Source organism: Streptomyces sp. NPDC015345 (assembly GCF_043078805.1).
In the GTDB taxonomy this organism is placed as follows: domain Bacteria; phylum Actinomycetota; class Actinomycetes; order Streptomycetales; family Streptomycetaceae; genus Streptomyces.
Genome location: NZ_JBIBTX010000007.1, coordinates 259,694 through 277,414, shown reverse-complemented (window position 1 = coordinate 277,414; position 17,721 = coordinate 259,694). Strand labels below are relative to the sequence as shown.

The window sequence follows — 17,721 nt, the reverse complement described above, 5'->3', positions numbered from 1 at the left end:
GGCCGGAATGATTCTGTCGACCGAGTGGCCCGATCGGGCCATCGTGAAGCCCTTTGTCACCCCAACGAGTGAGGGGCTCACCCGGTGGTCCGGGTAAGCCCCTCTTTGCGCCCCATTGTGCGCCTGGCGACGCCTACAGACGGTGACTACGCTCCGCGGAGCACCGCTCCCGTGCGCTCGGCCGCCAGGGCGACGGCCGCGTCTCGGGCCGCCGACGCCTCGTCGACCGTCAGCGTACGGTCGGCCGCGCGGAAGCGCAGCGCGTACGCCAGGGACTTCTTGCCCTCGCCGAGCTGTTCGCCCTCGAAGACGTCAAACAGCCGGATGGACTCCAGGAGTTCGCCCGCGCCGCCGGTCAGGTAGTACTCGACCACGGCGGCCGGCACCTCCTTGTCGACGACCAGCGCGACGTCCTGCGTGGCCACGGGGAAGGCGGAGATCCGCGGTGCGCGCAGCGTCCCCTCGCCGGCCTGCTCCAGGCGGTCCAGGTCGACCTCCATCGCGCAGGTGCGGGCGGGCAGGCCGAGCGCCTTGACGACGCGCGGGTGCAGCTCGCCGGCGTGGCCGACGGAGACGATGTCGCCGTCGATGACGACCTTCAGTTCCGCGCAGCGGCCCGGGTGCCAGGGGCCGTACTGCCCCTGCTCGACGATCAGCTCGGCACCGGCCTCGCGGGCGAGGGTGCGCGCCGCCTCGACGGCGTCCGCCCAGTCCGCCGGGCGGCCCTTGCCCCACCAGCCGGCCTGCTCGCGGGCGCCCGCGAGGACGACGGCGGCATGCCGGGGCTGGACGGGCAGCGCGTCGGTGAGGGACGCGATCTCCTCGTCGGTGGGCCGCCGGTCGACGGGCAGCCGCACGGCGACCTTCAGCTCTTCCCGGGGGTGGAACACGAGCCCCGTCTCGAAGAGCGCCAGGTCGTGGCTGCCCCGGCCGTCGTTGCGGCGGAGCGCGGCGAGCAGGCCCGGCAGCAGCGTCGTACGGAGGGCGGGCTCCTCGTCGGAGAGCGGGTTGACGAGCTTGACCACGCGGCGGTTCGGGTCGTCCGCCTCCAGGCCCAGCTGGTCGAAGACGTTCTCACCGATGAAGGGGTAGCTCAGCGCCTCCACGTACCCGGCACCGGCCAGCGCGCGCCCGAAGCGGCGGTGCAGGCGCTGCCGGTCGGTGAGGCCGCGGCCGGCGGGGGGCTTCGGCAGGGTCGAGGGGAGGTTCTCGTACCCCTCGAGGCGGATGACCTCTTCGGCGAGGTCGTTCGGCTCCGCGAGGTCGGGGCGCCACGACGGCACGGTGACGGTCAGGTCGTCCTGGCCGTACACGTCACAGCCGACCTGCTGGAGGCGGCGTACGACGGTCTCGCGGCCGTAGGCGACACCGGCGACCTTGTCGGGGTGGTCGGCCGGCATGGTGATCGTGCGCGGCGCGGTGGGCGCGATGATCTCCGTGACACCGGCCTCGGCGGTACCGCCCGCGAGCAGCACGAGGAGGTCGACGGTCCGCTGGGCGGCGGCCGACGCGGCCTGCGGGTCGACGCCGCGCTCGTAGCGCTTGGCGGCCTCGGAGCCCAGCTTGTGGCGGCGCGCGGTGCGGGCGACGGAGAGCGCGTCGAAGTGCGCGGCCTCGATGACGACGTCGGTGGTGCCGCTCTCGGCGTCGTGGTCGGCGATCTCGGTGTTGGCGCCGCCCATGACACCCGCGAGGCCGATGGGCCCGCGGTCGTCGGTGATCACCAGGTCCTCGGCGTCGAGGACGCGCTTGGCGCCGTCGAGCGTCGTGAACTTCTCGCCCTGCTCGGCCCGGCGCACGCCGATCGTCCCCTGGATGCGGGAGCGGTCGTACGTGTGGAGGGGCTGGCCCAGCTCCAGCATCACGTAGTTCGCGATGTCGACGGTGAGCGAGACGGGGCGCATCCCGGCCTTCTGGAGGCGCCGCTTGAGCCAGATCGGCGAGCGGGCCTCGGGCTGGAGGCCGGTGACGGTGCGCGCGGTGAAGCGGTCGCAGCCGAGCGGGTCGCTGATCTTGACGGGGTAGCCGAAGGAGTTCGGCGCGGGCACGTCGAGGAGCGCCGGGTCGCGCAGCGGCAGGCCGTAGGCGATGGCGGTCTCGCGGGCGACGCCGCGCATCGACAGGGCGTAGCCGCGGTCGGGCGTGACGGCGATGTCCAGGACCTCGTCGACCAGTTCGAGCAGCTCGATGGCGTCGGTGCCGACCTCGTGCTCGGGCGGCAGGACGATGATGCCTCCGCTGCCGTCGTCGCCCATGCCCAGCTCGTCGCCGGAGCAGATCATGCCGTGCGAGGTCTTGCCGTACGTCTTGCGGGCGGCGATCGCGAAGTCGCCGGGCAGGACGGCGCCGGGCAGGACCACGACGACCTTGTCGCCGACGGCGAAGTTCCGGGCGCCGCAGACGATCTCCTGCGGCTCGCCGGTGCCGTTGGCGGTGCCGACGTCGACGGTGCAGAAGCGGATGGGCTTCTTGAAGCCCTCCAGCTCCTCGATGGTGAGGACCTTGCCCACGACGAGCGGGCCCTTGAGGCCGCCGCCGAGCTGTTCGACGGTCTCGACCTCGAGGCCGACCTCGATCAGCTTGGCCTGCACGTCACGGCCGGTCTCGGTGGCGGGGAGGTCGACGTACTCCCGCAGCCAGGAAAGCGGGACCCGCATCAGATCTCCATCCCGAACGGCCGGGTGAACCGGATGTCACCCTCGACCATGTCTCGCATGTCTTCGACGTTGTGGCGGAACATCAGCATCCGCTCGATGCCGAACCCGAAGGCGAATCCGCTGTACTTCTGGGGGTCGACGCCGCAGGCGGTCAGCACCTTGGGGTTGACCATGCCGCAGCCGCCGAGCTCGATCCAGCCCTCGCTTCCGCAGGTGCGGCAGGGGCGGTCGGGGTTGCCGACGGACTCGCCGCGGCAGACGTAGCACACCATGTCCATCTCGGCGGACGGCTCGGTGAACGGGAAGTAGTTGGGCCGCAGCCGGGTCTTCATGTCCGGGCCGAAGAGCGCCTGGACCATGTGGTCGAGGGTGCCCTTCAGGTCGGCCATGGTCAGGCCCTCGTCGACGGCGAGCAGCTCGATCTGGTGGAAGACCGGGGTGTGCGTCGCGTCGAGCTCGTCCGTGCGGTACACGCGGCCGGGGCAGACGATGTAGACGGGCGGCTCGCGGCGTTCGAGGAGCGCGCGGGCCTGCACGGGGGAGGTGTGCGTCCGCAGCACGACACCCGACTCGTCACCTTCGGTGCCCTTGGGGCCCTGGACGAAGAAGGTGTCCTGCATCTGCCGGGCCGGGTGGTCGGGCGTGAAGTTGAGGGCGTCGAAGTTGAACCACTCCGCCTCGACCTCGGGGCCCTCGGCGACCTCGTAGCCCATCGAGACGAAGACGTCTGCGACGCGCTCCATCATCGTGGTCAGCGGGTGCCGGGCGCCGGCGGCCGTGCGGTCGTACGGCAGGGTGACGTCCACCGCCTCCTCGACCAGGACCCGGGCGTCGCGCTCGGCCTCCAGCTCGGCCTGGCGGGCGGCCAGCGCCTTGTTGACGGCGCCGCGCGCCATGCCGACGCGCTTGCCCGCCTCGGCCTTGGCCTGCGGGGGCAGCGCGCCGATCTCGCGGTTGGCGAGCGCCAGCGGCGAGGTGCCGCCGGTGTGCGCGACCTTGGCCTCCTGGAGCGCGTCGAGGGAGTCTGCGGCCGCGAAGGCGGCGAGCGCCTCGTCCCGCATGCGCTCGATCTCTTCAGGTTTCAGTGCCTCGACCTCAACAGGGTCGTACGACTTGTTCGGTGCCGACATCTCTTCCCGTGCTTCCGGTTGGCTGGCGGATGGTCCCCGTCGACGAATCGGAGACGGAGTGTCCCAAGGTTGGGGACGCAAAGTGCCAACGACCGAGTCTAACGGGGGTGCGGTGATCGAATGCGCCCGCGGGCTGCTCAGGACGTCCTCACCGGAGTCACCGTGGACTCACTGGAGATACGCGGGAGCCCCCACGGGCAACGTAAATCGGAACTGGGCGCCGCCGCCCGGGGCGCGGCCGACGGTGATCGTCCCGCCGTGCGCCTCCACGATGCCCTTCACGATGTACAACCCCAGTCCCGTCCCGCCGCGCTTGCTGCCCCGCCAGAAGCGGGTGAAGACGCGGCCCATCGACTCCTCCGGAATGCCGGAACCTTCGTCGCTGACGGTCACGGCGGTCTCGGCGCCGCCTCGCTCACGCGGGGACGAGGAGGGTGCCACGTCGATGGTGACGGTTCCCTCGCCGTGCCGCACCGCATTTTCCAACAGGTTGCTCAGCACCTGGTCGATCTTGTCGGGGTCCGCCCACAGATCGGGCAGCGGCTGCTGGAGGCGGAGCAGGAAGCGGGCGGCGTCCTGGCCGGAGGCGACGTGCGCCTGGATGTGCCGGCCGACGGCGGCACCTATGTCGACGGGCTGACGGCGCAGTTCGAGCCGCCCGGAGTCGATGCGGGAGATGTCGAGGAGCTCGGCGATCAGCCGGGTGACGCGGTTGGCGTCGGCGTCGACGGTCTCCAGCATCAGCTTCTTCTGGTCGTCCGTGAACCGCTCCCACTTGGCGAGCAGCGTCGCCGTGAAGCCCTTGACGGAGGTGAGCGGGGACCGCAGCTCGTGGGCGACGGTGGCGATCAGCTCGGCGTGGCTGCGCTCGGTGCGGCGGCGGGCCTCGGTGTCCCGCAGGCAGACGACGACGCGGCGCACGGGCCCGGTGCGGGTGGTACGCAGATAGCGGGCGGAGACCAGGACCTCGCGGCCGCCCGGCAGCAGCAGATTGCGCTCGGGCTGGCCGACGCGGATGGCGAGGCCTCCGTAGGGATTCGTCAGCTGCCACCAGCGGCGGCCTTCGAGGTCCTCTAATGGGAGGGCGTGCTCCAGGGGCGCGCCGAGGGCGTCGGCGGCGGGGACGGCGGTGATCCGCGCGGCTGCCGCGTTGAAGCAGATGACCTGGCCCGTCTCGTCCGCGACGACGAGCCCGTCGGGCAGTTCGTCGGGGTCGAGTCCGAGGTCGCCGAGATCACCGGGGCCGCGGCGGTCCGCGCGAGCACGGACGATGTCCGGTACTCCCGGTGCTCTGCTGGTGCCGACACTCATTCCCCGTACCCCACCTCTCGGACTGGCGGTGGGGGTGCCTCCCCGCTCGAGCAAAGGCGTGAGCTTGGGGGAGGGCCCCCGAGCCCGTCACACTACTAGCTCGATGTGACGGAGCGGCACCCTCCGGCGGCACGCTGTGCACGAGCGGAGGCATAGAGGCACACGGCCGCGGCCGTCGCGAGATTGAGGCTCTCGGCTCTGCCGTGGATCGGAACACGCACCACGGCGTCGGCGAGTGCGCGGGTCTCCTCCGGCAGCCCCCACGCCTCGTTGCCGAAGACCCAGGCGGTGGGGGTGCCCATGGTGCCCTTGTCGAGCTCCGTGTCCAGGTCGTCCTCGCCCGCGCCGTCGGCGGCGAGGATGCGCACACCGGCGTCTTTCAGCCCTCGTACGGCCGTCTCCACGGGCACCCCGACGGCGACCGGCAGATGGAAGAGCGACCCGACCGAGGCGCGCACGGCCTTGGGGTTGTAGAGGTCCACGGAGGCGTCGGTCAGCACCACGGCCTCGGCGCCCGCGGCGTCGGCGCAGCGCAGCACGGTCCCGGCGTTGCCGGGGTCGCGTACGTGGGCGAGGACGGCGACGAGCTTGGGCCGGGCGGCGAGGATGTCCTCGAAGGGGGTGTCGAGGAACCGGCAGACCCCGACGAGCCCCTGCGGTGTGACGGTCGTCGAGATGTCGGCGATGACGTCCTCGTCGGCGAGGTGCACGCGGGCCCCGGCGGCGCGGGCCTCCCCCACGATGTCGGCGTAGCGCTCGGCGGCGTCGACGGTGGCGAACAGCTCGACGAGGGTGTCCGCGTGCCCGGCGGCCTCCCGCACGGCCTGCGGCCCCTCGGCGAGGAACAGCCGCTCCTTCCCCCGGAAGTTCCGCTTGGCCAGCCGCCGGGCAGCGCTGACGCGCGGCGACTTGGGGGAGATCAACTCGGGAGCGGCGGTCATGAACTCACCTTCGGGTAGCTATGCGGGCGCCCCCGCAGGGGCAGCCCCGTAGGGGCGCGGGGAACTGCGCGACCAGCCGGTCACGGCCCGCGGACGGCAGACAAGAGAAGAGGGCAGACGAGAGCCGAACGCAAGCGGACCCGTAAGCCAAGCGGCTTACGGGTCCGAAACAACGCTCAGCTCAGCGCAGTGTCACGCGGCCTTGGGCGCGTTCACGTCGCTCGGCAGCGCCTTCTGCGCGACCTCGACCAGCGCGGCGAACGCGTTCTGGTCGTTGACGGCAAGCTCCGCGAGGATCTTGCGGTCCACCTCGATGTTGGCGGCCTTCAGACCCTGGATGAAGCGGTTGTAGGTGATGCCGTTGGCGCGGGCAGCGGCGTTGATGCGCTGGATCCACAGCTGACGGAAGTCGCCCTTGCGCTTCTTGCGGTCGTTGTAGTTGTAGACCAGGGAGTGGGTGACCTGCTCCTTGGCCTTGCGGTACAGGCGCGAACGCTGGCCGCGGTAGCCGCTGGCCGCTTCGAGGATCGCCCGACGCTTCTTGTGGGCGTTGACTGCCCGCTTGACGCGTGCCACTTGTTAACTCCTTGTAGCGGGGCCGTGGTTGGACTCACACGACCCGGTATCGATTGGGTCCCGGTCAGAGCTCAGGCGCGCGGTGCGCGCCCCGGCTCACTTGCCGAGAAGCTTCTTGATCTTCTTGGCGTCGCCCGGGGCCATCTCGGCGTTGCCGGTGAGGCGACGCGTCAGACGGGACGACTTGTGCTCGAGCAGGTGGCGCTTGCCGGCGCGCTCACGGAGCACCTTGCCGGAGCCGGTGACCTTGAAGCGCTTGCTGGCACCGCTGTGCGACTTGTTCTTCGGCATAGCGCCGTTCTCTCCTCGTCAGTGGCACTCCGATGCCCGGTCGTGAAACCGGGCATCCGGGAGCCATATGTGTCAGGTGGCGATCCCCTGGACTCGCGTCCGGGAGATCAGGCCTCGGCGTTGGCCTCGGCCGGGGCCTCGGCGGGAGCCTCGGAAGACTCCTCCCCCTCGGCGGAGTTCTGCGAGCGGCCCGGGTTGGCCTTCGCGTCCGCCTTGCGGGCCGCCTGGGCCTCACGGGCCTCGGCCATCGCCTCGGTCTTCTTCTTGTGCGGACCGAGAACCATGATCATGTTTCGGCCGTCCTGCTTCGGGTTCGACTCGATGAACCCAAGGTCCTCGACGTCCGAAGCGAGCCGCTGAAGCAGCCGGAAGCCCAGCTCGGGGCGGGACTGCTCGCGACCACGGAACATGATCGTGATCTTGACCTTGTCGCCCTGCTTGAGGAACCGGACGACGTGACCCTTCTTGGTGTCATAGTCGTGCGGGTCGATCTTCGGCCGGAGCTTCATCTCCTTGATGACCGTGTGCGCCTGGTTCTTGCGCGCCTCACGGGCCTTCATGGCCGACTCGTACTTGAACTTCCCGTAGTCCATGAGCTTGCACACGGGCGGACGGGCGTTCGCCGCGACCTCGACCAAGTCGAGGTCGTACTCCTGCGCAAGCTCCAGGGCCTTGGCAAGCGGAACAATCCCGACCTGCTCGCCGCTGGGACCGACAAGTCGCACCTCGGGAACGCGAATCCGGTCGTTGATGCGGGGCTCGGCGCTGATGGATCCTCCTCGGTAGCACCACGCGACCGTCTGGCGGACAGCCGCGTTACGTCTGTTTGACTGGACCAACCGAGCGAGGCAACAAAAAATGCCCCGACCGATCACAGAAGGGGCTCCGCGTACTACCGGAGCACCTCCGCGGTGATCGCGGGGCGCACATCGGGCGACCCGAAGCCTCGGGGCTTCGGCCGCCTGACCGGTGACCCGCCGCTCCGGGGAGCGGTCAGGTGGGAGATCGGAGCCTCCACTTGTGGGCCGGATCCTTGCGTTGGCACGCGGGTCTCCGGCCGGTCGTTACACAAGGTTAGCAGCTCCCCCGGGGTGGAGCGAACCGGTGGGCGCGGCGGCTCCCGGGGCCGGGCGGCCGCGGTGCTCGGCATATCGTGTGGGACATGAGCGACACGACCCCCACCCCCGAGTCTCCCGCGGCCGCCGGGACCGCCGGGCCCGACTCCCCCGACTTCGACACCCTGACCCGTGACATCGCGGACGTCCCCGCGGTCGAGGTGATCACCACGGTGGCGGTCCACCTGATGAGCGCCGCCGCCGTCAACCTCGGCCTCGCCGAGGGCGGCGAGGGCCACAAGGACCTGGACGAGGCCCGCAAGCTGATCCACTCGCTGGCCGGCCTGATGGACGCGAGCGCCACGGAGATCAGCTCGTTCCACGCGGCGCCGCTGCGGGACGGCCTGAAGTCCTTGCAGCTGGCGTTCCGCGAGGCGTCGATCGTGGCGGACGAGCCGGGCCAGGGGCCGGGCGAGAAGTACACGGGCCCGGTCTTCGGCTGAGCCCGCACATCGTAGGTACGTGCGGTCACACCGTACGTACGTAGAGGGGCTCGCCCGGTGGCGTGGCCTCGGCCGGCAGGAGTGCCAGGTCGAGGCCGTGCACCAGGCGGGCCCTCAGCGTTTCGTCGGCGGCGATGCGGCGGGCCACCCGCTGCGCGGCCTCGGCCGGGGCGGCGGACGGGTCGAGGACCAGGGCGAGGGTGCCGTCGGAGCTGCCGGGGCCGAGGTGGGCGCGGAGCACGGCGGGCTCGGCGGCGACGGCCGCGCGCACCGCGCCGGTGACGGCGGGGTCGGCGAGCGGGTCGACGCTGGCGCGGCCCTCGGCGAGGGCGATCAGCGCGGTCCTGCCCAGTTCGTAGGGGACGGGTCCCGCGAGGTCGAGGACGATCGTGTCGGCCTGCTCGTGGGCGGCGGCCTGGAGCGCCTGGTGCAGGGGGACGGCGACGGGCCGGGCCGCCGGGTCCCACAGGGCGAGCGCCTCGATGGAGGTGAACGCGGGCAGCGCCTTGCGGTCTCCGGCCTTCAGGGTGGGGACGGCCATGTCGCTGGTCTTCTCGCGGCGCAGCCCCTTCTCGTCCACCTCCACCTCGCCGAGCACGGCGACGACGGGGACGAGGAGCCGGGCTCCGGCGAGGGCCTCCAGGACGGGGCCGTGGGCCGTGCGGTCCTGTGACCAGGCGGTGAGCGCCGCGGCCAGCCGGGGGTCGGCGGTGCCGTCGTCGTCGGAGAAGCCGGGGTCCGGAATGTTCTTGTTCGCCATGCTCGCAATGCTCACCGTGTTCGCCGTGTTCGCCACGGTGTCGACCCTACAGAGGGCCCGTGCCGCGTCCTTCCGGCGGGACGCGCCTGCCCCGCCAGAGCGAGACCGCCGCGGCGAGCAGGGCCACGCCGAGACCGCCCGCCACCGGGCCTGCCCAACCGGCGGGCCCGTCGTCGCCCTGGCGTGCGTCGGGCCCCCGGCCGAAGTACTTCTCTCCGTACACCGCCGCCGCCTGCTTGTCCGTCCTGAGCCTGCCCGCGCGGTCGAGGGCGGCGACCGGGTCGATGAGGCCGAAGCCGCGGGAGTCGTCGCGTCCGCCGGGCGGGGCGTCGCGGGCGGTGTCCTCCAGGAGCTGCTTGAGCTGCGCGGGGGTGAGGCGGGGGTGGGCGGCGCGGATCAGGGCGACGGCGCCGGAGACGAAGGCGGAGGCGGCGCTGGTGCCCCAGCCCTCGTAGTACTTGCGGTCGGGGTCGGCGATGACGATGTCGTCGCCGGGCGCGGCGACGGTGGCGTACCAGCGACGGGTGGAGAAGGGGGCGCGGGCGCCGTTCTCGTCGACGGCCGTCGCGGCGATGACGCCGGGGTAGGCGGCCGGGTAGGAGACGTGGTCGCCGCGCTCGCCGCCGTTGCCCGCGGAGGCGACGACGGCGACGCCCTTCTTCAGGGCGTACTGGACCGCGGCGTCCTCGGCGGGTTCGGGGTGGGCGGACTTCGAGTCGTCGCCGAGGGAGAGGTTGATGACGTCGGCGCCGTGGTCGGCGGCCCAGCGGATGCCTTCGGCGAGCGCGTTGCCGCGGGTGTTGCGGGCCTTCTTGCGGGCGGGGTCGCCGTCTTCGAGGATCACGCGGATCGGCAGGATCTTCGCCTCGGGCGCGATGCCGAGCACGCCGTCGCCGCGGCCGATGCCGTGTCCGTGGCCCGCGATGATGCCGGCCATGGCCGTGCCGTGGCGGGCCCAGGGGCGGTCGCCGCGGCGGGCGCCGAAGCCGACCATGTCCTTGCCCTCGAGGACGTTGCCGACGAGGTCCGGGTGCTGGGCGTCGATGCCGGTGTCGAGGACGGCGACGGTGATGCCCCTGCCCTTGGTGGTCTGCCAGGCCTCGCCGGTGCGCATGGTGTCCAGGGCCCACTGCTGGGCGCGGATGCCGTCGTCGGCGTGTGCCGTGGTGGCGGGGGCGAGGGCCAGCGTGGCGGCGAGGGCGGCGGCGGCGAGGGGGCGGCGGGTCCCCCGGGGCCTCATCAGGCCTCCTCCGCTCGGGCGATGGTCTTGCGCAGGCCTCGCTCGACGCGGTCGGCGATGCCCTTCGCCTCGTGACCGAGGCCGGACTGCGCGGGCGCCGAGGCGGTGTTGCCGCCCATCGCCTCGGGGGCGGGTTCGGGGTCCGTGACGGCGCGGCCGTCGGCGAACCCGGACACGGCGTACGCGACGACGGGCGCGTCCGGCAGCACGGACACGGTCCAGGAGGCGCGCTGGGCGTCCCCGAAGTCCTCGGCGACGGTGTCCTTGGCCGGGTATGTGCGGGGCATCAGGTCGGGGCGCCGGTCCAGGCCCTCTTCCGTGAAACGGTTCCGCAGGGCGCGCATGCCGTCGGCATCCGCCTTGGTGAACAGCAGTCCCACGGTGGTGACATGGCTGCGGGTCGCGTCGGTGTACGTGGCGCGGAGCAGCCGCAGGCAGCCGGCCGGCGCGAGGGCCTTGCTCAGCAGTGGGTCGAAGGCGGCCTCGCAGGTGCTGTCCGGGGCGACGGCGACCCTGGTCCAGGAGCGGTCGGCGCCGCCGGGACCCGCGCCCTCGCCCTTGAGGGTGGGCGGGAAGAGCCGGTCGACGGGGACGCTGTGCCAGAGCTCGCCGGTGACCGCGTACGCGCTGCGGGTGGAGCCGGTGGCCGATGACTCGCCGGTCAGCCAACTGCCGGTCACCGCCCCGCCGATGAGGCCGAGCCCGAGGACGGCACAGGCCGCGGCGGCGGCCGCGCGGGGTCGGGTCCAGGCGCCGACGGGGCGCGTCCGGGTGGTGGTGTCGTCGTACAGGGCGGGCCGCGCGAAGGACACGAAGGGCCGCCCGGCGCCGGGCCCCGGCGTCAGGTCGACGGCTCCGACGGCACGGCGGGCGGCGGTGCCCTTGACCGGCGGCGCGTCGTCGGCGGTGGGGCGCGGCCGGGTGGTGGTCTGCTCGGGCGCCATGTCCGGGGCCGGAGGGCCGGCGGCCACGCCCCCGGCGGTCCCCTCCGGCGCGTCGTCCACGTCGAGGACACGCGGGGAGCCCGTGGCCGCGGGCGGGGTGTCGGGGAGCCGGGCGGAGGCGGGGGGCGGGGGTGGCGGGGCGTCGCTACCGGCGGAGGCCGGGACGCGGGGAGCGGTGCGGGCCGCGCCGGTGACGGAGCCCGTGACCGCCCCGGCGGCCGCCTCCGCCGCGGCCGACTCGGCGGCCCGGCCGCTCGGCTTGGGGGGTGCCTCGGGGGCGGCCTGCCTGGCGGACGAGTTCGGGGTGGCGGCGTTGTCGTCCCGTAGGGCTGGGGGGTCTTCGTGCGGGGCGGACGCGTCGCGGTCGGGCAGGGCTGGGGCACCTTCCCGCACGGCGAACGCGTCGTCGGCTCGTACGGCCGAGGCACGGCCCCGCACAGCGGACGCGTCGCGGTCCGGCGCTACTGGGGCACCTCCCCGCACGGCGGACACGTCATCGCCCCGTACGGCCGAGACACGGCCCCGCACAGCGGACGCGTCACGGTCCGGCGCTACTGAGGCACCTCCCCGCACGGCGGACACGTCATCGCCCCGTACGGCCGAGGCACGGCCCCGCACAGCGGACGCGTCGCGGTCCGGCGCTACCGAGGCACCTCCCCGCACAGCGGACACGTCATCGCCCCGTACGGCCGAGGCACCTCCCCCCGCAGCTGACACATCCCCCCGGCGCGAGGACGCCAGGCCTCGGCTGCGGGCGGCCTCGGTGAACGGGGCCAGGAGGTCTTCCACGCGGGACGCCCGGTCGAGGGCCTCGGCGTCGGTGCCGGGGTCGGCCGCGTCGGCGTTCACGCCGGTGGCGGTCGCATCGGAGTCCATGCTGGTGCCAACCACACCGACGTCCACGCGGGCGTCGACCGCGACGGCACCCACGCTCGTGCCACCCACGGCGACATCCACGCCCATCCCGATCGACCCCGCGGCCACATCCGCATCCGGCCGCCCGGCCGGCGGGCGCGGGGCGGTCAGGAGCCAGTCGTCGCCGACCGGGGGGCGGACGTCGGGGAAGCGGGCGGACGGGGGCGGAGGGGGCTCGTCCGGTGGGGTCGTGGGGCGGGGTGGCACGGTGGGGCGCGGGGGAATCGGGGTGCGTCCCGCCTCCGTGCCCATGCTCCCCCGTCTCCTCGCGCTCCGGCTGCCGGAACGCTCGGCCCGGCGAGGCTCCGTGCGCGTCACTCTACGGGCAGACGCGGGGCGCGCGGGAACCCAGTCCACGACCCCGGGCGATCTGCCCGGATCATCCCCCTACCCTCGGGTAATCGTGTCTGGCAGGCTTCGGCCATGACTGCCCGTGCCGCAGACCGTGCCGCAGACAGGGCCCGTTACGACCGGGCCACCGCACACCTCGACGCGCCCCTCGCGATCGTCGACCTGGCGGCCTTCGACGCCAACGCCGACGATCTCGTACGCCGGGCCAAGGGCAAGCCGATCCGCGTCGCCAGCAAGTCCGTGCGCTGCCGGGCCCTGCTGGAGCGGGTCCTGGCACGCGAGGGCTTCGCCGGGGTCATGTCCTTCACGCTCGCCGAGTCGCTGTGGCTCGCCCGCTCCGGCTTCGACGACGTCCTGCTCGCCTACCCTTCCGCCGACCGCGCCGGTTTCGCCGAGCTGAGCGCCGATCCCAAGCTCGCGGCGGCCGTGACCGTGATGGTCGACGACCCGGCGCAGCTGCGGCTGATCGACGAGGCCAGGGGCGGCGGGAAGGAAGAGGTGCGGGTCTGCCTGGAGTTGGACACCTCCTTCCGGCCGCTGGGCGGCAAGGTGCGGATCGGCGCGCTGCGGTCACCGCTGCACTCCCCCGCGCAGGTGGCCGCCCTGGCCCGGGCCATCGCCCGGCGGCCCGGCTTCCGTCTCGTCGGCGTCATGGCGTACGAAGGCCATGTCGCGGGGGTGGGCGACGCGGTCGAGGGGCACGCGGCGCGCTCGCGGGCGATCCGGCTGATGCAGGCCGCGGCCCGCAAGGAGCTGGCGGAGCGCCGGGCGAGGACGATCGCCGCCGTGCGGGCGGTCGCGCCGGACCTGGAGTTCGTGAACGGCGGCGGGACGGGCAGCGTGCAGCACACCGCGGCCGAGCGCGCGGTGACGGAGATCGCCGCCGGCTCGGGGCTTTTCGTGCCGCGGCTCTTCGACAACTACACGTCGTTCAGCGGGCGTCCGGCCGCGCTCTTCGCCCAGCCCGTGGTGCGCAGGCCCGGCCCCGGGACCGTGACGGTGCTGGGCGGCGGCTATCCGGCGTCGGGGGTCGCGGGCCCCGACCGCTCACCGGTGCCGTATCTCCCGGAGGGGCTGCGGTACGACCCGCAGGAGGGCGCGGGCGAGGTGCAGACGCCGCTGCACGGGCTCCCGGCGGACGATCTGCGGATCGGTGACAAGGTGTGGTTCCGGCACGCCAAGGCCGGTGAGCTGTGCGAACGGTTCGACGCGCTGCACCTGGTGGAGGGTGACCGGGTGGCGGGGACCGTGCCGACGTACCGGGGCGAGGGCCGCACCTTCCTGTGACCCCGCCGGATCGTTACGGCGTCGCGCCGACGTCCTCGCCGACGCCACCGCCCGTGGCGCTGTCCCCGGACGACCGGATGCCCTTGACGATGCGGTCCATGTCGCTGAGGGGCGGCGCGTCATCGGCGATGTCGATGGAGAGGCGGACGATGACCATGGGTTCGGAGCCGATGCTGGACTTGAAGGCCACGGACTGCACGTGTCCTCCGGCTCCCTTGCCGGTCCGCACCTTCCAGCGGACGTAGTAGCCGCTGCGGCCCGCGACGGCAACCGTGCCTTCCTTGACCTTCTGGTGGCCGGTCACGCCGCCGTAGTGCTCGTTGTCGAGGACGTCCTTGCCGTAGACGCTGTCGGTCGCGTCCTTGATGTCGCCTCTGGCCAGCGCCTTCGGGGACGTCTCGTCGGTGGAGGTCACGGTGTGCGAGGTGACCTCGCCGTAGCGGCACATGCCCGGGTCGCCCGGGCAGTCGAAGGTGTCCGGTGTCTGGAGGGTCGGCACGTCCTGGACGGCGCCCTCGGCCCTCTCCCAGCCGTCGATGATGGGGATCGTGACGCCGTTGAGGTCGTCGACGAGGACGTTCGGGTCGGCCGTCGGGGATGCCGATGTCGACTTCGTGGCGGTCGGCTCCGGGGCGGTGGTGGCCGATCGGCTCGGCGCGGGGCCGCCGCCCCGCGGCTCGCCGTCGTCCTTGCCGAGCACGACGACACCCGTGACGATCGACGCGACGAGGACGGCTCCGGCGGCGGCGAGCGCGATGATCTTCGCTCGGCCGCCGCCGGACGAGGACGCCGGCGCGATGACCGCGGTCGCCGCCGGGTCCGGTGCCGGGCCGAAGCCCTGCGGCGCCGGGGCCACTTGGGCGTTCCCGGGGGTGCGCCGGTGCTCGGTCCAGGCGGTCCCGTCCCACCAGCGCTCGACGGCGGGCTGGTTCGGGTCGGGGTACCAGCCGGGCGGAGGTGTCATGCTCATCCCGGCACTCTAGGACGTGGCCCGCGGGTCAGTACACCGAATCCCGCTGGTCGGACACGACCGAGCCGTCGTCGTGGAGCACCGGACCCTTGCGGCCGTCGTGTTCGTTGTACGCGGCGGTCGAGCACGGGTACGTGCCGCTCTTCTGCGGCATCGGCTCGATGAACATCGGGTTCACGACCCAGCGGCCGTCGGCGTTGTCGTACGCGCGGCACATGAACTCGCTCTTGTTGCGGTTCAGCACGAGGTGCGCGCCGGTGGCGTCGCCGACGAACGTCACGTCCGTGTCGGCGTCACCGCCGCCGAGCGCGATGCGGTGGTCCCAGTCCTGCTTCTCCCAGGCCGACCTGCCCTTGATCTTGAAGATCTCCTGGTTGATGAAGCAGCGCTTCCCGTCGATGTACGGGATGGCCTCGCCCTTGTTGACGGGGACACCGCCGCAGCCCTGGTTCCAGGTGGTGATGCGGCCCTCGCGGTCCAGGACGGAGCGGATGGCGATGGTGTGCGCGCGGTCGATGCCGACGCTCTTGGACCACACCTCGGCGACCGGCTCGGAGCCCGCCGAGACGATGTAGACGTCGAACCCGGCCTTCTTCAGGGTGCGGATCAGGTCGCGCTGCTGGTCGTAGTAGCGGACGTAGCCGGGGAGTTCGTGGGTGCCGACGGTCTGGGTGGCGCCGACGGGGGCGGCGAGCGCCTCCTTGCGGGCCTTCGCGGCGTACGACTCCAGTTCGGGCACGGTGTGCCCGGCGAAGAGCTGCGGCACCCAGGCGTACTGCGGGACGGTGTGGCGGTGGTCCCACTCGCCCGCGAAGGCGGCGGCGCCGCTCATGGTCTTGCCGTCCTCGCGGACCTCGAAGATCTCGTCCGCGCAGGCGGTGTTCTCGGAGGTCGGCAGGGGCTTGCCGACGGGCACGTCGGTGCCGCAGGCCTCGGTGAGGGCGCGGTCCGCCTCGTCCGTCATCCACTTGCTGGTGGACTTCCAGCTCTTGGGGCGCAGGATCTTGTCGTGCCGCAGGGACCAGGCGATGGTCGCGTCGGTGACGTCGTTCTTGGCGACCGTGTTGTCCCAGTCGAAGGCGGCGACCGGACGCTTCTCGCCGTGGCCCAGGTGCGGGTGGGAGCAGCGGCCGCGCTCGTCGATCATCCGCTGGAGCTTGGCGCGGTTGTCGCCGTGCCAGGCGAGCTTCTTCGACAGCTGCGGGCAACGCGCGGCGGCAGCGGGAGAGTCGGCGGCCGTGGCGGCGGTCGCGGGGAGAGCCACCGGTACGGCCGCCAGGGTGGCGGCAGCGGCCAGGGTCAGCGCCAAAGTGTTTCTGTTACGCATGTGAGTGGACCGTACATTCTTTCTGCGGGTCTGACGACGCCTGGCGGGGATCAGGGAGTTCGCGTGGGCGCGTGGACCGTGTCCCGCTGGTCGGGGATCACGGAGCCGTCGGCGCGGCGCACCGGGCCCGCGTCGCCGTTCCGTTCGGTGTAACCGGTGGTGGCGCACGGGTACGGGCCGGTCTTCTCGCCCTTGGGCTCGATGAACATGGGGTTGATCAGCCAGCGGCGGTCGCCGTTGTCGTACGCGCGGCACATCACTTCGTTCTTGTTGCGGTTCAGGACGAGCCGCAGGGCGGTGGCGTCGCGCAGGAAGGAGATGTCGGTGTCGGAGTCGCCCGCGGCGAACACCTGCCGCTTCGCCGCCGGTCGGACCTTCTCGGCGGCGGCGCCGCGCACGCCGTAGATCTCCTGGTTGATCCAGCAGCGCTTCCCGTCGATGTACGTGATCATCGAGTCGTCGCCGTCCTCGACGGTGCCGCAGCCCTTGAGGTGGGCGGTGTGCCGGCCGTGCGCGGTGACGTTGCGGATGCCGATGGTGTGGCGGCGGTCGACGCCGACGCTCTCGGACCAGACCTCGGCGACCGGCTCGGGGGACGCGGAGACGACGTACACGTCGAAGCCGGCCTTCTTCAGGGTGCGGATGAGGTCGCGCTGCTGGTCGTAGTAGCGGACCCAGCCGGTGACCTCGCCGGTGCCGACCCGCTGCCGCGTGCCGATGGGCGCGGCGAGGTTCTCCGCGCGTGCGGCGGCCGCGAACCGCTTGACCTGGGGGGTGGACCAGCCGTGGGTGAGCTGGGCGAGCCAGGCGTACTGCGGCTCCATGCGGCGGTGGTCGAAGCCGTCGAAGGCCGCCTTGCCGCCGGTCGTGGTGCCTTCGCCGTAGACGGAGAGGATCTCGTCGGCGCAGGCGGCGCCCCGGGCGGTGTCGCGGTGCGTGGGCAGGGTGGTGCCGGTGGCCGGGCAGGCCTTGGCCAGGGACTTCGCGGCCGTGTCGGTGAGGTAGCGGCTGGTGGTGTGCCAGTCGTCGTTCCGGGGCGTACGTATCTTGCCGTGGCGCAGCAGCCAGAACAGGGTGGCGTCACCGACGTCGTTCTTGATGACGGTGTTGTCCCAGTCGAAGACGGCGACGGGCCGGGCGCCGCCCTGCTCGCTCCGGGGGCCGCAGTGGCCGTACGTGTCGATCATGCGCTGGAGACGCGCCTCGTTCTCGCCGTACCAGCCCCGCGAGACGGTCAGGCCGGGGCAGGCCGCGGGCCGCGCGTGGGGTTCGGGCTGGGTGGCTTCGGCGGTGGCCTGGACGGCGGCGAGACCGGCTGAGGCGACGGCGAGTACGGCTGCGGCCGCGACGGCGCGGCGCTTGAAGTTCACGAACACACTCCCGTGTTTACGCAGGTCAGCCGGGTGTCGCGCGACGCCCGGCTGACCTGTGGGTGGCCGCTGGGTGAACTGCGGGGGCTGCGG

At 72.7% G+C, this 17,721-nt stretch carries 15 protein-coding genes; 2 read left to right on the top strand and 13 right to left on the bottom strand.

The features are described from left to right. Positions 1–146: 146 nt before the first annotated feature. The 7 genes from pheT to infC form a co-directional block, all read right to left on the bottom strand. Positions 147–2,657 carry a phenylalanine--tRNA ligase subunit beta gene (pheT, locus tag ACF062_RS28245; RefSeq protein WP_392142414.1) on the bottom strand — a complete coding sequence of 837 codons (2,511 nt, stop codon included), beginning with the start codon at positions 2,655–2,657 and terminating at the stop codon, positions 147–149. Then, positions 2,657–3,787, bottom strand: a complete 1,131-nt coding sequence (gene pheS, locus ACF062_RS28240) for a phenylalanine--tRNA ligase subunit alpha (RefSeq protein ID WP_392142412.1) — start codon at positions 3,785–3,787, stop codon at positions 2,657–2,659. Before pheS ends, pheT begins: the two co-directional genes overlap by 1 nt. Positions 3,788–3,955: 168 nt before the next feature. After that, on the bottom strand, positions 3,956–5,098 hold the full coding sequence (locus ACF062_RS28235; protein WP_392142410.1) for an ATP-binding protein: 1,143 nt from the start codon (positions 5,096–5,098) through the stop codon (positions 3,956–3,958). A 95-nt stretch (positions 5,099–5,193) separates the two neighbouring features. After that, positions 5,194–6,039 carry a TrmH family RNA methyltransferase gene (locus ACF062_RS28230; RefSeq protein WP_392142408.1) on the bottom strand — a complete coding sequence of 282 codons (846 nt, stop codon included), beginning with the start codon at positions 6,037–6,039 and terminating at the stop codon, positions 5,194–5,196. Positions 6,040–6,231: 192 nt separating this feature from the next. Then, positions 6,232–6,615 (bottom strand): 50S ribosomal protein L20, encoded by a 384-nt coding sequence (gene rplT, locus ACF062_RS28225; RefSeq protein ID WP_030783035.1) that lies wholly within the window; start codon positions 6,613–6,615, stop codon positions 6,232–6,234. Between the two features lie 96 nt (positions 6,616–6,711). Next, the gene (gene rpmI, locus ACF062_RS28220) at positions 6,712–6,906 is read right to left on the bottom strand and encodes a 50S ribosomal protein L35 (RefSeq protein WP_007829094.1); all 195 of its coding nucleotides are present in this window, start codon (positions 6,904–6,906) and stop codon (positions 6,712–6,714) included. Positions 6,907–7,013: 107 nt separating this feature from the next. Beyond that, positions 7,014–7,676, bottom strand: coding sequence for a translation initiation factor IF-3 (gene infC, locus ACF062_RS28215; RefSeq protein WP_223778940.1), 663 nt, complete (start codon positions 7,674–7,676; stop codon positions 7,014–7,016). A gap of 392 nt (positions 7,677–8,068) precedes the next feature. Between infC and ACF062_RS28210 the strand changes: the two genes are divergently transcribed. Then, entirely contained in the window at positions 8,069–8,464 is a 396-nt protein-coding gene (locus tag ACF062_RS28210) for a DUF1844 domain-containing protein (RefSeq protein ID WP_392142407.1), read from the top strand. A 25-nt stretch (positions 8,465–8,489) separates the two neighbouring features. Here the strand turns inward: ACF062_RS28210 and ACF062_RS28205 are convergent, their stop codons facing one another. From ACF062_RS28205 to ACF062_RS28195, 3 genes are read right to left on the bottom strand one after another with little or no spacing between them, the layout of a single operon-like run. Then, the gene (locus ACF062_RS28205; RefSeq protein ID WP_392142405.1) at positions 8,490–9,224 is read right to left on the bottom strand and encodes an SseB family protein; all 735 of its coding nucleotides are present in this window, start codon (positions 9,222–9,224) and stop codon (positions 8,490–8,492) included. Between the two features lie 46 nt (positions 9,225–9,270). After that, positions 9,271–10,464 (bottom strand): type VII secretion-associated serine protease mycosin, encoded by a 1,194-nt coding sequence (mycP, locus tag ACF062_RS28200; protein ID WP_392142403.1) that lies wholly within the window; start codon positions 10,462–10,464, stop codon positions 9,271–9,273. Next, complete coding sequence (locus tag ACF062_RS28195) at positions 10,464–12,575, bottom strand: hypothetical protein (protein ID WP_392142402.1); 2,112 nt, start codon at positions 12,573–12,575, stop codon at positions 10,464–10,466. The genes mycP and ACF062_RS28195 overlap by 1 nt, the downstream gene beginning before the upstream one ends. 171 nt (positions 12,576–12,746) lie before the next feature. Here ACF062_RS28195 and ACF062_RS28190 point away from each other — a divergent pair, with 171 nt between their 5' ends. After that, positions 12,747–13,961: an amino acid deaminase/aldolase gene (locus ACF062_RS28190; protein WP_392142400.1), complete on the top strand. Its 1,215-nt coding sequence runs from the start codon at positions 12,747–12,749 to the stop codon at positions 13,959–13,961. Positions 13,962–13,974: 13 nt separating this feature from the next. Here the strand turns inward: ACF062_RS28190 and ACF062_RS28185 are convergent, their stop codons facing one another. The 3 genes from ACF062_RS28185 to ACF062_RS28175 are packed head-to-tail and all read right to left on the bottom strand — an operon-like array spanning position 13,975 to position 17,628. Further along, on the bottom strand, positions 13,975–14,931 hold the full coding sequence (locus ACF062_RS28185; RefSeq protein ID WP_392142398.1) for a DUF2510 domain-containing protein: 957 nt from the start codon (positions 14,929–14,931) through the stop codon (positions 13,975–13,977). A 28-nt stretch (positions 14,932–14,959) separates the two neighbouring features. Continuing rightward, on the bottom strand, positions 14,960–16,258 hold the full coding sequence (locus tag ACF062_RS28180) for a haloacid dehalogenase-like hydrolase (RefSeq protein WP_392142396.1): 1,299 nt from the start codon (positions 16,256–16,258) through the stop codon (positions 14,960–14,962). Positions 16,259–16,308: 50 nt separating this feature from the next. After that, complete coding sequence (locus tag ACF062_RS28175) at positions 16,309–17,628, bottom strand: haloacid dehalogenase-like hydrolase (RefSeq protein WP_392142394.1); 1,320 nt, start codon at positions 17,626–17,628, stop codon at positions 16,309–16,311. Between the last annotated feature and the right edge of the window lie 93 nt (positions 17,629–17,721).

Excerpts from the sequence above, each read along its gene's own strand:
- ACF062_RS28185 (WP_392142398.1), bottom strand. The coding sequence starts at position 14,931 with ATGAGCATGACACCTCCGCCCGGCTGGTACCCCGACCCGAACCAGCCC.
- ACF062_RS28210 (WP_392142407.1), top strand. The coding sequence starts at position 8,069 with ATGAGCGACACGACCCCCACCCCCGAGTCTCCCGCGGCCGCCGGGACC.
- ACF062_RS28180 (WP_392142396.1), bottom strand. The coding sequence starts at position 16,258 with ATGCGTAACAGAAACACTTTGGCGCTGACCCTGGCCGCTGCCGCCACC.
- ACF062_RS28235 (WP_392142410.1), bottom strand. The coding sequence starts at position 5,098 with ATGAGTGTCGGCACCAGCAGAGCACCGGGAGTACCGGACATCGTCCGT.
- pheS (WP_392142412.1), bottom strand. The coding sequence starts at position 3,787 with ATGTCGGCACCGAACAAGTCGTACGACCCTGTTGAGGTCGAGGCACTG.
- mycP (WP_392142403.1), bottom strand. The coding sequence starts at position 10,464 with ATGAGGCCCCGGGGGACCCGCCGCCCCCTCGCCGCCGCCGCCCTCGCC.
- ACF062_RS28190 (WP_392142400.1), top strand. The coding sequence starts at position 12,747 with ATGACTGCCCGTGCCGCAGACCGTGCCGCAGACAGGGCCCGTTACGAC.
- pheT (WP_392142414.1), bottom strand. The coding sequence starts at position 2,657 with ATGCGGGTCCCGCTTTCCTGGCTGCGGGAGTACGTCGACCTCCCCGCC.
- ACF062_RS28195 (WP_392142402.1), bottom strand. The coding sequence starts at position 12,575 with ATGGGCACGGAGGCGGGACGCACCCCGATTCCCCCGCGCCCCACCGTG.
- ACF062_RS28205 (WP_392142405.1), bottom strand. The coding sequence starts at position 9,224 with ATGGCGAACAAGAACATTCCGGACCCCGGCTTCTCCGACGACGACGGC.
- ACF062_RS28230 (WP_392142408.1), bottom strand. The coding sequence starts at position 6,039 with ATGACCGCCGCTCCCGAGTTGATCTCCCCCAAGTCGCCGCGCGTCAGC.
- rpmI (WP_007829094.1), bottom strand. The coding sequence starts at position 6,906 with ATGCCGAAGAACAAGTCGCACAGCGGTGCCAGCAAGCGCTTCAAGGTC.